Annotated in this window: 11 protein-coding genes; 8 read left to right on the forward strand and 3 right to left on the reverse strand. The window is 62.1% G+C overall.

Annotation, left to right across the window (positions count from 1 at the left end; all coding sequences use genetic code 11):
- Positions 1 to 89: 89 nt before the first annotated feature.
- Positions 90 to 2291 carry an acetylglucosamine transferase gene (locus ISS20_RS07300; RefSeq protein ID WP_291435164.1) on the reverse strand — a complete coding sequence of 734 codons (2202 nt, stop codon included), beginning with the start codon at positions 2289 to 2291 and terminating at the stop codon, positions 90 to 92.
- A 124-nt stretch (positions 2292 to 2415) separates the two neighbouring features.
- Entirely contained in the window at positions 2416 to 3900 is a 1485-nt protein-coding gene (locus ISS20_RS07305) for a flagellin (RefSeq protein WP_291435165.1), read from the reverse strand.
- A 321-nt stretch (positions 3901 to 4221) separates the two neighbouring features.
- Here ISS20_RS07305 and ISS20_RS07310 point away from each other — a divergent pair, with 321 nt between their 5' ends.
- The 4 genes from ISS20_RS07310 to ISS20_RS07325 all read left to right on the forward strand — a co-directional run bounded on the left by ISS20_RS07310 (position 4222) and on the right by ISS20_RS07325 (position 8161).
- On the forward strand, positions 4222 to 5709 hold the full coding sequence (locus ISS20_RS07310) for a flagellin (protein WP_291435166.1): 1488 nt from the start codon (positions 4222 to 4224) through the stop codon (positions 5707 to 5709).
- A gap of 201 nt (positions 5710 to 5910) precedes the next feature.
- Positions 5911 to 7344, forward strand: coding sequence for a flagellar filament capping protein FliD (fliD, locus tag ISS20_RS07315; protein ID WP_291435168.1), 1434 nt, complete (start codon positions 5911 to 5913; stop codon positions 7342 to 7344).
- Positions 7345 to 7409: 65 nt separating this feature from the next.
- Positions 7410 to 7859, forward strand: coding sequence for a flagellar export chaperone FliS (gene fliS / locus ISS20_RS07320; RefSeq protein WP_291435169.1), 450 nt, complete (start codon positions 7410 to 7412; stop codon positions 7857 to 7859).
- A gap of 2 nt (positions 7860 to 7861) precedes the next feature.
- Positions 7862 to 8161, forward strand: a complete 300-nt coding sequence (locus ISS20_RS07325) for a flagellar protein FliT (protein ID WP_007860919.1) — start codon at positions 7862 to 7864, stop codon at positions 8159 to 8161.
- A gap of 331 nt (positions 8162 to 8492) precedes the next feature.
- On the opposite strand, the gene fliE is transcribed toward ISS20_RS07325, so the two are convergent.
- Entirely contained in the window at positions 8493 to 8804 is a 312-nt protein-coding gene (gene fliE, locus ISS20_RS07330) for a flagellar hook-basal body complex protein FliE (protein WP_056065729.1), read from the reverse strand.
- 175 nt (positions 8805 to 8979) lie between these two features.
- Between fliE and fliF the strand changes: the two genes are divergently transcribed.
- The 4 genes from fliF to fliI are packed head-to-tail and all read left to right on the forward strand — an operon-like array spanning position 8980 to position 13796.
- A complete protein-coding gene (gene fliF / locus ISS20_RS07335) occupies positions 8980 to 10671 on the forward strand; it encodes a flagellar basal-body MS-ring/collar protein FliF (RefSeq protein ID WP_291435176.1) in 1692 nt (563 codons plus the stop codon).
- A 24-nt stretch (positions 10672 to 10695) separates the two neighbouring features.
- Entirely contained in the window at positions 10696 to 11691 is a 996-nt protein-coding gene (gene fliG / locus ISS20_RS07340) for a flagellar motor switch protein FliG (RefSeq protein WP_056065732.1), read from the forward strand.
- On the forward strand, positions 11675 to 12412 hold the full coding sequence (locus ISS20_RS07345; protein WP_291435179.1) for a flagellar assembly protein FliH: 738 nt from the start codon (positions 11675 to 11677) through the stop codon (positions 12410 to 12412). Before fliG ends, ISS20_RS07345 begins: the two co-directional genes overlap by 17 nt.
- Positions 12402 to 13796: a flagellar protein export ATPase FliI gene (gene fliI, locus ISS20_RS07350; RefSeq protein WP_291435216.1), complete on the forward strand. Its 1395-nt coding sequence runs from the start codon at positions 12402 to 12404 to the stop codon at positions 13794 to 13796. Before ISS20_RS07345 ends, fliI begins: the two co-directional genes overlap by 11 nt.
- Positions 13797 to 13811: the final 15 nt, after the last annotated feature.

The raw sequence follows: 13811 nt of genomic DNA on the forward strand, positions 1-13811 counted from the left end.
ATAGCGCTTTATGGATAAGCGCATGGCGCTATTAAATCTATAGTATTTACCTGGGCGGAGTAGCCAGTGCTGCCAGGCGTCTGCGGGTGTCAGGTCGCTGAAGTGGAGCCCAGGCCCATCGCCTGTGTGGCATGTTGCAGGTAGGTCACCGCAAATTCGGTGTGGCCGTGGGCATGCTCCACCTCGGCCAGGCAGGCCAGGGCCACGGGGTCGTGGGGCACGGCGCTGAGCACGGTTTCGGCCAGCTCGGTCACGGCGATCCAGTGGCGGTCCGTGATCTGGTGCTCGGTGGTGGTGGCAGACGCGGGGATGGGCGTGGCCTTGGCTTTTTCCACCAGGTCCTGCAGGCGCTGATGGGCCTCGTGCAGGCTCACTCGCTGGCCGGGCTTCAAGCCCACGCCGGGTACCGGGCCGTGGGTCCATTCCTCAGGCAGCTGGGGCAGCCATTCCTGAATCGCTTGCGCCTGCGCTTTGGGGTCGTCCGGGTGCTCGGCCTTGGCCAGCCACTGCAGCCACATGACACGCAAGCCTTCCGAGAAGTGGTGGTTGAAGATGTCCTCTCGCATGAGGGCCGAAGTCTCAACCTCGCCGCGCAGGCCCAGCCGCAGCGTGTTCAGCGCCTGTACGTCAGTGGCCAGGTCCGTAGCGATGCGCACATACTCTTCGGGCGTCTCGGCCAGCCATTCGGTGCGGCCCAGGTAGGCCAGCAGGCCCACGCCCATGCGGCTCTTGAAGCTCTCGCCCACCATCGACACGATGGGCAGGCCCATCCACAGCACGTCGAAGGTGGTGGTGCCGCCGGTCAGCGGGAAGGGGTCGAGCGCGATGTCGATGCGGTGGTAGGTCAGGTACTGGTTCTCGGTGCGTTGCGCCACCAGGTCTACCCGCCCTGGGGGCAGGCCCAAGCGCTCGCAGCGCTCTTGGTAGGCCTGCGCAAAATCGGGGCGGTCAAGGTTCTTGCCTTCGATCAGCAGGCGCGACCCTGGCACGGCCGCCAGCACCTGGCCCCACAGGGCCAGCACGTCGTCGGTGAGCTTGCCCAGGTTGTTGCACGAGCCAAAGGTGATGAAGCCGTTGACGAGCGCGGGCGCCGGGCGCACCTGGTAGCGCGGCTGGTAGCGCCACAGCGGGTTGCGGCTCATGGGGCGGTAGCAGGCAAACAGCGTGGGCAAGCGGTAGAGCTGCTCTGTGTACTGCGTTTCGGCGCCGGGCGGGTCGGTGATCTCGTCGGTGAACTTGTAGTCCACGGCCGTAAGCCCGGTGGTGGCCGGGAACCCCAGCCATGACACTTGCACCGGGGCAGCCTTATGGGCCAGCGTCAGCAGGCCGTTGTTGCCGGTGTGGCCCGCCAGGTCGATCAGGATGTCGATGCCTTGAGCGCGAATGGCCTCGGCCTGCTGCTGCGGGCTGAAACCGGCCAGGGGCACAAAATGGTCGGCATGGCGCTGGACGCGCTCGGTGACGTGATCGTCCCGCGGGAACAGATAGAAAGCGAAAACCTCAAACTGCCGCCTGTCCAGTTGCGCCAGCAGACCCTCCACAAAGTACATCACCGAGTGCACCCGGAAGTCGGGGGAGAGGAAACCGATCTTCAGGCGCCGCCATGGCGAGCCCCGGTGCTCCTGGAAATCAGGCCATTCTGGGCGCAGCGGCGGCTCGAACACAGCGCCGTACTGCCGCGCGGCTGCCGATAGCTGGGCGGCGTTCACCTGGGGATCTGCAAGCATGAACAAGAGCTTGTTGGTGTAGTTGCCTGGGTCGTTGTAGCGCAGGGCGATGGCTGTCTCGCAGTCCTTGACAGCCTCGCGCACCTGGCCCAGCTCGCGCCGGTGGATGGCGCTTTGCATGAGTGCGGCGACGCGGTCGTGCAGGGTCTCGGCCAGGGCGGCGGCCTTCTGGCTGGCGTCAAAGCCCTTGTCGTGTTGGGTCAGCAGGTAGCAGCATTCGGCCAGCTTGATCCAGCCAATGGCCTGCTGGGGGCGCAGTTCGCACACTTTTTCCAGCAGGGGCAGGGCGTCGATATTGCGTGCTTGCTCAATGAGCACGTTGGCATAGTTGACGAGTAGCTCGGCGTCCTCAGGCCAGTACACATAGGCCTGTCGGTAAGCCTTGAGGGCGGCGTCGAACTCGCGCTGCTTGTTCAGCGAGAAGCCCAGCAGCCGGTGGGCGCTGAGGTGGCGGCCGTTCTTGCGCAGCACCTGGCGGCACAGGCGGGTGAGAGCAGGCCAGTCAGCGGCGGCAAGTGCGGCCTGCAGGCGGGACGCGTCCTGGTCGGTGTGTTTGGTGTGCACGATGACGTCGATCTACGAGCAAAGGAGCGGGATGGGGTGGCAGTGTGCCATGTGCAAAGGGGCCCGATGGGCCCCTTTGTTTCGTGTTTTTGCTGCATCGCACGCAGTACGGGCGGGCAATGGCTTACTTGAGCAGAGACAGCACGCCCTGCGGGATCTGGTTGGCCTGGGCCACCATCGCCGTACCGGCCTGTTGCAGGATCTGAGCACGCGACAAGTTGGCTGTTTCGGCCGCGAAGTCTGCGTCCTGGATGCGCGAACGCGATGCGGACAGGTTCTCAGACGTGATCTGCAAGCTGGAGATGCTGGTTTCGAAGCGCGATTGCAGGGCGCCGAGCTTGGCACGTTCACCGTTGATGAAGGCCAGGGCCGAATCTACGGTCTTGAGCGCGTCGGTGGCGTTGGTGAAAGTGGTCACGTCCAGGTTGGCCACCGTGTGCAGCGAGGAGCCACCGTTGTCCAGCTGGTTGCTGGCCGAGGTCACGGCGAAGGACTTTTCGGAGTCCAGCGTGATGTAGCCGCCCGTGTTGATGAACTCCACGTTGGCGTCGGCCGCGAGCGTCTGGGTCGCGCCGTTGCTGGCACCGGCTGCATCGTAGCCGGTCACGGTCACGGCGCCCGCGTTGGCGTTGACGGTGTCACCGATCACGATGTTGTTGCCCGTAGCGTTGGTCAGGATGATCTGTGTGCCGTCGGAGTTGAGCGAGGCATTGATGCCTGTCTTGGCCGATTGCTCGTTGATGGCCGACACGGCTGGGGAGAGGCGGTCGGTCCCCGTGCCTGCGACCAGCGTGAATGAAATGGTGCGGGGGCTGCCGACGTTGTCACCTTCCAGCGTCAACGAATAGGACCCAGCCGCCGCCATGCCACCCAGGCGCACTTCGGTGCGGGCTGTGGCGGTCACGCCAGTGGTGGCCTGTAGTGCATTAATCTGGTCGGCGGTGGCTTTGGCGGTAGCACTTGCAGCCACCGTCAGGGTGCCAGTGCCCAGGTAGCCGCTGACGGCTACCGAGCCGGTAGTCACGCCGTTGGTGCCTGCTGTGGCCTGGGTGGCCGATGCGCCAATGCCCGAGCCGTTGGAGGCGACGTTCTGGTTGTTGCCGTACACGCTGGTGCGCAGATTGGCTGAGGCCGCCACAATGGTCTGGTTGGCGTTGGCGCCCACCTGGAACTGTTGCGTACCAAAGGTGCCGTCCAGCAATTTCTGGCCGTTGAACTCGGTGGTTTGCGAAATCCGGTCAAGTTCTGCCACCAATTGGCCGACTTCCTGTTGCAGGGCCTGGCGGTCGCCAGCGCTGTTGGAGGCGTTGGCCGACTGCACTGCCAGTTCACGGACCCGCTGCAAAATGTTGCCCGCTGACCCCATTGCACCTTCAGCTACCTGTGCCAGCGAAATCCCATCGTTCGCATTGCGAACAGCCTGGTTCAGGCCACGGATCTGGCTGGTGAAGCGCTCGGAAATCGCCAGACCAGCAGCGTCATCCTTGGCGCTGTTGATGCGCAGGCCAGACGACAGGCGCTGGATGGCTGAGTTGAGCGACATCTGGCTGGTGCCCAGATTGCGCTGCGCAGTCAGCGAGCTGATGTTGGTGTTGATGGTTGCTGCCATGGCGAAACTCCTTAACGTCGCGAGACGGATCTGTTTGCCGGTTCAAGCGCACCCGTCCGGCTGTCAATGGGGGAACGATGGATGGATTGTGGAGACGCTGATTTCTGGTGTAGGGGAGATAAGCGGCAAAAAAGTCGCGCAACTTGTGCGTTTGCCCCTCAAGTTTTCCGGCGGCGACCCGAAAACAATTGCAACGGTCCGTAAGCGGCCCGCCGTTCACCAGATGGCCTGCAGCACTGGGAACCCAGGAGGCCAGCGCGGTGCTGGCGCCCCCGGCTGGCGGCAACGCCATATTCAGTCAGTTCTTTCAGGAGATTTGCAATGGCTTCCACCATCAATACCAACATCGCTTCGCTCACAGCCCAACGCAACCTGGGTATGAGCCAGACTTCTCTCAATACGTCCATTCAGCGCCTGTCGTCTGGCCTGCGCATCAACAGCGCCAAGGATGACGCTGCTGGTCTGGCGATTTCCGAGCGCTTCACCAGCCAGATCCGTGGCCTGAACCAGGCAGTTCGCAATGCCAACGACGGTATCTCCCTGGCGCAAACCGCTGAAGGCGCCTTGAAGGCTTCCGGCGACATCCTGCAACGGGTGCGTGAACTGGCTGTGCAATCGGCCAACGCCTCCAACAGCGCCGGCGACCGCCAGGCCCTGCAGCAGGAAGTGGGCCAGCTGGTGTCCGAACTGGACCGCATCTCGCAAACCACTGAATTCAACGGTTCCAAGCTGCTGGATGGCAGCTTCGGCACGCAGCAGTTCCAAGTGGGTGCCAATGCCAACCAGACCATCGTGGCTGCCACGGGCAATCTGCGCACCAGCGTGTACGGCAACAACCAGAACGTCGCCTCCAACGGCTCGGGCATTGGCGCATCGGCCACCCAGGCCACAGCAGGCACCAACGGTGTGACCACAGGCACCGTGGCCATTAGTGGAGCACTGGGCACCGGTACGCTGACTGTGGCTGCTAGCGCCACGGCCAAGGCTACGGCCGACCAGATCAATGCCCTGAAGGCAGATACTGGTGTGACCGCCACGGCCCGTACCGAAGTGCGCCTGGGTGGTATGGCGGCTGTCGGCTCTTACTCGCTGACGCTGGAAGGTGACAACGTCGGCGCTGCACGTACCGTGTCCTTCACGTTGACCTCCGCCACCGGCACGGACCGCCTGTCGGCCGCTGTGTCCGCTATCAACGACCAGTCTGCCAAGACCGGTATCAATGCTTCTCTGAGTTCCGACGGCAGCCAGATCGTTCTGACCAATGCCACGGGTAACAACATCGTGGTGGGCGATACGGCCAATGCCAACGCGGCCAACGTAACGGTCACCGGTTACGACGCAGCTGGAGCGGCCAACGGCGGCACGACGACCCTGAGCTCTGCTGCCGCAACGGTGGAAAACGTTAACACCGGTGGCTACATCACGCTGGACTCGGAAAAGTCTTTCGCCATCACTTCAACCAGCAACCAGCTGGACAATGGTGGTTCGGCCCTGCAAACAGTGGCCAATCTGGATGTGACCACGTTCAGCAATGCCACCAATGCACTGAAGACCGTGGACTCGGCCCTGGCCTTCATCAACGGTGAGCGTGCCAAGCTGGGTGCTCTGCAATCGCGCTTTGAAACGTCGATCAGCAACCTGCAAGTGACGTCGGAAAACCTTTCTTCCTCGCGTTCGCGTATTCTGGATGCCGACTTCGCCGCAGAAACGGCCAACCTGTCGCGTGCCCAGATCTTGCAACAGGCTGGTACGGCAATGGTGGCCCAGGCCAACCAGCTGCCCCAAGGTGTGTTGGCCCTGCTGCGTTAAGCGGCGGGCATGGCAGGCAGCCAAGGCGTTGCAGCGCCCTGGCGAACCTCAGGCGGCGGCAGATTTCTGTCGCCGCCCTTTGGCTTTTTGGAAGGCGGGTGCCAGGACCGCTGGATAAGACGGGTTTCCTGGCGTGTTTACGGACGTTCTTGATCGCCGTTCGGCGCCATAATTTCCGTTGGACCAGTTCAGGAGGTTTGTATGGCAACCATTTCATCCCCAGGTGTCGGCACGAATGGACTTGATGTCAAAAGCATCATCTCCCAGCTCGTCGCTCTGGAAAAAAAGCCCCTGGACACGCTCAAGCTGCAGGCGGCCACAGTCAATACCAAGATTTCCGCCTTTGGACAGATCAAGTCCTTGGTATCTACGCTGCAGGACGCAGCGGGCAAGCTCACCAGCGTGACCGGTTGGAATGGTGTGGCTACCACGTCATCCGACTCAAAATATGTTTCCGCCACTGCCGTTGGGGGCACGCTGCCCACAACGTTCAGTGTGGAGGTCCAAAGCCTTGCCAAGGCGCAGGCCACCGCGTCGGCAGCATTGCTGCCTGTAGGTGGTGCGCTTGGTGCTGGCACGCTTCGCCTCGAACTGGGCAAATGGAGTGTCGCACCCGCGTCGTTCACGCCTGGCAGCGGCCAGCCCGTCGATATCGCCATCAGCGCGAGCGACAAGCTGTCGGACGTGGCCAGCAAGATCAATGGCGCCAATGCTGGGGTAACGGCGTCGGTACTCAGTGATGCTTCGGGTGAGCGCTTGCTGCTGCGCAGTAAGAGCACTGGTGAAGAATTCGGGTTTCGCCTGAGCGTGATGGAAGGCGGTGATACGGATCCCCAGAGTGCGGGCAACACCGACGCCACTGGCCTGTCGCGCCTGGTCAACGGCTCCACGGTCACGCAGGCGGCCGCCAATGCCAAGGCCACGGTCAACGGTATTGCCGTGTCTTCGGCCACCAACACGTTTGCGTCCACGATCTCGGGCGTGACTTTCAAGGCTGAACAGGTGACGACTGCGCCTATTGAAGTCACGGTGAGCAAAGATAATTCTGCGATCCAGTCCAACATTGATGGATTCGTGAAAGCCTACAACGCCATCAACCAACTGTTACAGGATGCCACCAAGTACGACGCTGCCACCAAGTCGGCGGGGTTGTTGCAGGGCGATTCAACGGCCGTGGCCCTGCAAAGTTCCCTGCGCAACGCCATCCAATCGGTCACCACAGGGGGCGGGGCCTTTCAGCGGCTGGCGGACATTGGTATTACTCAACAGTTGGGTGGTGATCTGGCGGTCGACTCCACCAAGCTCAACAAAGCCCTGTCCGAAAATCCTGATGATGTGAAGAACCTGTTCCGGAGCACGGGAGGTGGTTCTGCCGACGGCATTGCTGTGCAACTGAAGGCGCTGACGACCAACCTTCTGTCGAATGACGGGTTTTTCAAATCCAAGGATGCCACCTTGCAGTTGAGTCTGAAGCGCAACAGCCAAGACCAGACGCGGGTGAATGAGAAGGTCGATGCATTTGAAAAGCGCATCACGCAGCGCTACAACGCGCTGGATACCCAGTTGAGCAGTTTGAATGGCCTGAACGCGTACATCGCCCAGCAGGTCACTGCTTGGAACAAATCAAACGGTTAATCAGGGGCTTTAGTTTTTCTGGCGCTAGCCGATAACTTGAGTAATACCTCGGAAGGATTGTCAGCATGTTCAGCGCCTACAGCCCCCGTGCAGCCAACGCTTACCAGCGCATCAACGTAGAGACCAGCATGCACACGATCGACCAGCATCAGCTGGTCAGCCTGTTGTATGAAGGTGTTCTCAACTCCATTGCCACAGCACGCGGCTCTATGGCTCGCGGTGATGTGCTCGGCAAGGTCAATGCCATTTCCAAGGCCATCCGAATTCTGGAAGAGGGGTTGAGCACCTCGCTCGACAAGGTCGATGGCGGTGAACTGGCGGAGAACCTGGGTGCGCTTTATGACTACTGCATCCACCGCCTTACTCTGGCCAATGCCCGCAACGACGACTCCATGATGCAAGAAGTCATGCGCCTGATCGAGCCCGTGGCCACCGGGTGGAATGAGATCAAAAAATTGGGTGCCAGTGCTGCCGAAGCATCGTCCTCGGGCCAGCCCGTGCTGGTGGAGGCATGATCATGTCCCACATGCTGATTGACTATTACAAGGCGATTGAAGACAGCAGCGCCAAGATGCTGGAGGCTGCCAAGCTGAAGGACTGGGACGGTGTGGTGCGCTACGAAGGCGCCTGTGCCGTGCTGATTGAGCAGCTGCGCTTCAAGTCGCAAGAGCACGAGTTGCTGCCCGAGCACCGCCGTGAAAAGACCCGCATCATGCAGCGCATCTTGCGCAACGATGCGCAGATCCGCTGCCTGGCAGAGCCCTGGCTTGCGCAGTTCGAGCATCTGTTCGAGGGGCAGCCCCAGATGATGCACTGAGTGCGGGCAGTGCAACGCTCCTGGGCTGCTGCTGTGTGTGGCAGTGGCCTAGCGGTTAAGGGTGGTTGCTTGTTAGGGCTTGGATTGTCGGTTGAGCGGAGCACTGCGGTGATGGGCGGTACCGTCCAGTGGGATGCCAAAGTGCGCGGTACTGAACCTGTCGCCACTTCGACCGCCAAGCGCCTCTGTATCAAAAAATGCACTAAATGTGCCTGAAGCGCTAGTGCAGCATGTCCTTGCTGCTATCGAAAATATAGTTTCTTGTGTTGGCACAGCGCAGCGCCACACAGCTGCCCCGTTGAGAACGGGGCCTTCATACTTCACCAGCAGCTCACACCTGCATGTTCATGATGTCGGTGTACGCCTGCACCATGCGATTGCGCACGTGCAGTGTGGCTTGAAAGCCGATTTGCGCCTTCTGGATAGCCACCATGGTCTCTTCCAGACTCACGGAGGGGTTCTCCATTTGCACCTCCTTTTGCATCTCGGAAGACTTGTTTTGCGCGGCACTCACTGACTGCAATGCGCCCTTCAGCGCGCCGGAGAAGCCGACTTCATTGCCCGTGGTTTGCGGCGCTGCAGCACGGCGCGCCACGCCAGCGCCCGTGAGCGGGGCGGTTGAGCTGGAGATGCGAAGGTCCATGGCGGTATCCGTAGGGGAATGGCGGTATGCTGCGTATCCTAGCTACCGGCCCGGGATTCATCGCTCTGAATAGATGGCCAAACGGATGGCTTATCCAGCGAACATTTTGGGGGCGTGACCGAATAATCGAACCCACGCTAGGTCTGTTGCAGGGCCTGCTTTAATGGAAAGCAAGATGTCTGCTGTTGCTGAAGTCCCTCTCAATCCGCTACCGACGCCGGCCAGCCCCAACTGGCTGCAGCGGCTGTCCGCCCTTGACAGGGCGCAGCGCATGCGGCTGGGTGCGGGCGTGGCGCTGCTGGTGGCTGCTGCCGTTGCGGCCGTCGTGATGGGGCGCCAGCCCGACTACCGGGTGCTGTTTTCCAATCTGGGCGACAAGGATGGCGGGGCCGTGGTGGCCCAGTTGTCTCAAATGAATGTGCCCTACAAGTATTCGGAGGGCGGTGGCGCCATCCTGATTCCTGCCGAGCGCGTGCATGACGTGCGCCTGCGTCTGGCTACGCAGGGCCTCCCCAAAGGCTCCGTCGCGGGTTTCGAGCTGATGGAGTCCAACAAGTTCGGGATGACGCAGTTCCAGGAGCGTCTGAACTTCCAGCGCGGGCTGGAGGGGGAGCTCACACGGTCCATCCAGGCCTTATCGTCCGTGCAAAGTGCCCGTGTGCACCTCGCGTTACCCAACCAGAACGGATTTTTCCGTGAGCAGCAAAAACCCTCAGCCTCGGTGCTGGTGAGTCTGCACCCCGGGCGCATCCTGGACCGCGCCCAACTCGCGGGCATCGTTCACCTGGTAGCTTCCAGCGTGCCAGAGCTGGCGCCGTCTGCCGTGAGTGTGCTGGATGACACGGGCAAGCTGCTCTCCCAATCGCCCGACAGCACGGCTGGTGCTGAAATCAATGCCCAGCAGCTTTTGTATGTGCAGCAACTGGAGCAGCAGTATTCGCGCCGCATCATGGACATTCTGGAGCCCGTGGTCGGCCGCGACAACGTCAAGGCACAGGTAACGGCCGAGGTGGATTTCTCGCAGACCGAGTCCACCTCCGAGCAATTCCGCCCCAACCAGACGCCAGACTCCAGCGCCGTGCGCAGCCAGCAGGTGCTGGAAAGCCGTGGCAGCGCAACGAAGACTGCGACGGGTGTGCCTGGTGCTGTCGCCAACCAGCCTCCAGCCCCGTCGGCAGCGCCCATCAACGGCGCCAACCCAGCGCCCAACGCGGGCGGCCAGCAGGGTACCGAGGAGCAGACCAATAAGCGTGAGTCCACCACCAATTACGAAGTGGACAAGACGGTGAAGGTGGTCCGCGGCAGCTCGGGAGCCGTCAAGCGGCTAAGTGCTGCTGTGGTGGTCAATTACCAGTCTGCAGAAGACAAGGGCAAGACCGTGACCAAGGCACTCACCCCCGAGCAGATTGAGCAGATGACCGCACTGGTGCGCGAGACCATTGGCTTCAATCGTGAGCGCGGTGATTCAGTCAACTTGATGAACACACCGTTCCAGGTCACTGCGGTGCCCACCACCGATATTCCACTTTGGAAGCAGCCTGAAGTGATGGACCTGGCCAAGACCTTTGCCTGGCCCGTGGGAGCCGTTCTGTTTGCCGCCCTGGTTCTGATGGGGTTGGTGCGTCCCGCGCTGAAGGGCCCCAAGATTGTGAAGACTGAGGCGCTGTCTGTAGCCGGTGGCCAGCTGGATGCCCTGGAGGCCGAGACCCCCGAGCGCCCGGCCCTTGCGGGTCCTGGCAAGAAGGACGAAATGCTGCCAGCCACACCGGAGCAGCTGCGGCTGGAGGAGGCGCGGGTGCTTGCGAAGGAGAACCCGGTGGCTGTAGCCAATATTCTCAAGACTTGGTTGAACGGCGAGCCCGTCTAGCCACCGATTGCACGGATGACGACCATGGACGACCAAGGACTTCACGATGCCGCCATCATGCTGATGTCTCTCGGCGAAGAAGAGGCGGCGGAAGTGTTCAAGCATTTTTCGCCCAAAGAGGTGCAGAAGCTGGGCGAGACCATCGCGCGCATGCGCTCGGTATCGCGCGAAAAGGTGGACGAGGTCATCAACAAGTTCTCCAACGCGGCTGCAGCCCAAAGCCTGCTGGTGTCCGATACCGGCAACTACGTGCGCGCCGTGCTCAAGCGTGCCCTGGGCGATGACAAGGCCGGCCTGCTGATCGACCGGATCTTGCAAGGGGGGGATGTCTCGGGCATCGAGAGCCTCAAGTGGATGGATCCGCTGTCAGTGGCGGAACTTTTGCGTAACGAGCACCCGCAGATCGTTGCTGCCATCCTGGTGCATCTGGACAGTGACCAGGCGTCGGGCATTCTCATGCACCTGACCGACCGTCAGCGCAGCGAAATCCTGTTGCGCGTGGCTACGCTCGAAGGCATCCAGCCCACGGCCCTCAAGGACCTGAACGAAGTGCTTTTCAAGGTGCTGGCGGGCGGGGACAAGATCCGCAAGAGTTCGCTGGGCGGCGTCAAGGCTGCCGCAGAGATCATCAACTTGCTGGGCGGCAACATGGACGCTGTGGTGCTCGAATCCATCCGGGGCTACGACCCCGACCTGGCGCAGAAGATCATGGACAAGATGTTCGTGTTCGAGGACGTTCTCAAGCTCGACGACAAGGCCATTCAAACGGTACTTAAGGAAGTGGCATCCGAAACCCTCATCGTGGCCCTTAAAGGAGCGGTTCCCGAACTGCGGGAAAAATTCCTCTCCAACATGTCTTCGCGTGCTGCCGACGCGCTGCGCGAAGACCTCGAATCGCGCGGCCCGATGCGGCTGTCTGAGGTCGAGGCGCAGCAGAAGGAAATCCTCAAGACAGTGCGTCGCCTGTCTGACGAAGGCCAGATCGTGATCGGAGGCGGTGGTGATGATGCCTTCGTCTAACCAGCGGTCTTATTCGCGGTTCATTCCCAGCGAGGAGGTCGGTGACTTCAAACAATGGAAGTTTGCGGCAGTAGACGGATCCGACCTGGTGGAGCCTGATTCCGAGCCTGAGCCCGTGGCGGAGCTACCTGCCGAGTTGGATGAGGCGGCACAGCAGGCGCTTTTCCAGCAGGCCTGCGACGATGCGTATGCAGAAGGCTTTGCCCAAGGGCAGGCGCAGACCGCTCTGGAGTGGCAGCGCCGCATGGATGAATACATTGCCCAGCAGGGGCAAGAGGCGGCGCAGCGCCTGCAGAGCGTGCTGCAGACGTTGGACGCGAGCCTGATCGACATGCAGCAGCAGATGGCCCAGCAGGTGCTCGAGCTGGCGTGCGACATCGCGCGCCAAGTGGTGCGCCAAGAGCTGTCGGTCAACCCCAATGCCCTGCTGCCTGTGGTGCGGGAAGCCGTTGGCATGCTGGTGAGCGAGGGGCGTCCAGCTACCGTGCGGCTCAATCCGGTGGACATGGAGGCCATGGCCGTACCTCTGCGCGAGGAGATCAACGCGCCCGGTGTGCAGTGGATGGCTGATGCCGCTGTGCCTGCGGGGGGCTGCTTGGTGGAGTCGGCGGGCACGGTCGTCGATGGCAGCATCGACAAGCGATGGCAGCGTGCCATTGCGTCGCTGGGGCTGCAGTCGCCCTGGGACGACGGGGAGCGCGGGGATGGCGATGACCGTTGACACAGCTTCTGCCTGGACCCGGTTCATGGACGACGCGCGCGAGCGCGTGGCCGAAGGTGCGCCGCTGGAGACGCGCGGTACGCTCACCCGGCTGACGGGCCTGGTGCTGGAGGCGGTGGGCATCCGCGTACCTGTGGGCTCGCAATGCATGGTGCAAATGCCGGGGCACGCACCGGTGTTGGCTGAGGTTGTGGGGTTTTCTGCCGACCGTGCATTTTTAATGCCGGCTGGCGACATCCATGGGCTGTCCAGTGGCGCCAGCGTGGTGCCAGCTGCGCCCTATGTCCCCATGCCCCGCTTGGGCGAACCTCCTCGGCCCGTGCAACGCGCCGGAGTGCTGCGTTTGCCGATGGGCGACGGATTGCTGGGGCGTGTGGTGGATGCCCAGGGCCTGCCTCTCGACCATGGCGGGCCGGTGCAGGACGTGGTGTCTGAACCCATGGGGCGGCGGCAGATCAATGCCATGGACCGGGACCCGGTGCGCGAGCCCTTGGATACCGGTGTGCGCGCCATCAATGCCTTGCTGACCGTAGGGCGTGGTCAGCGGCTGGGGCTGTTTGCGGGCTCTGGGGTGGGCAAGAGTGTGCTGCTGGGCATGATGGCCCGCTATACCCGGGCCGATGTGATCGTGGTGGGGCTCATTGGCGAGCGGGGGCGCGAGGTCAAGGAGTTTGTGGAAGACATCCTGGGAGAGGAAGGCCGTGCGCGGTCGGTGGTGGTGGCGGCTCCCGCTGACGCGCCGCCCTTGTTGCGCATGCAGGGCGCGGCCTATGCCACGGCGGTAGCCGAACATTTCCGCGACAAGGGTCAGCATGTGCTGCTGCTCATGGATTCACTCACCCGATACGCAATGGCGCAACGGGAAATCGCCTTGGCCATCGGCGAGCCGCCTGCGACCAAGGGGTATCCGCCGTCATGTTTTGCCAAACTTCCACAGCTGGTCGAGCGCAGCGGCAATGGCCTGCATGGTGTGGGCTCCATCACTGCGTTCTATACCGTGCTGTCGGAGGGCGATGATCAGCAGGATCCGATCGCGGATGCCGCGCGCGCCATTTTGGACGGGCACATTGTGTTGTCACGCGCCTTGGCAGAGACCGGGCACTTCCCGGCCATCGATATTGAGCAATCGGCATCGCGGGTGATGCACAACGTGGTGTCGCGTGGGCATTTTGACCTGGCGCGGCGGTTTCGCGCAGTGTATTCACGTTACCAGAAGAGCCGGGACCTGGTGCAGGTGGGGGCGTACATGAGCGGCTCTGACCCTGCGTTGGACGAGGCGATCCGCTTGCAGCCGCAGATGGCGGGTTTTCTGCAGCAGGACATGTTCGAGGCAGCCTCCATGGACCACTGCGTAGCCGCCATGGCGGCGGTGCTGGACCATTGACGGACGACAGGGTAA

It is taken from the genome of Acidovorax sp., assembly GCF_016783915.1.
GTDB lineage: Bacteria > Pseudomonadota > Gammaproteobacteria > Burkholderiales > Burkholderiaceae_C > Acidovorax.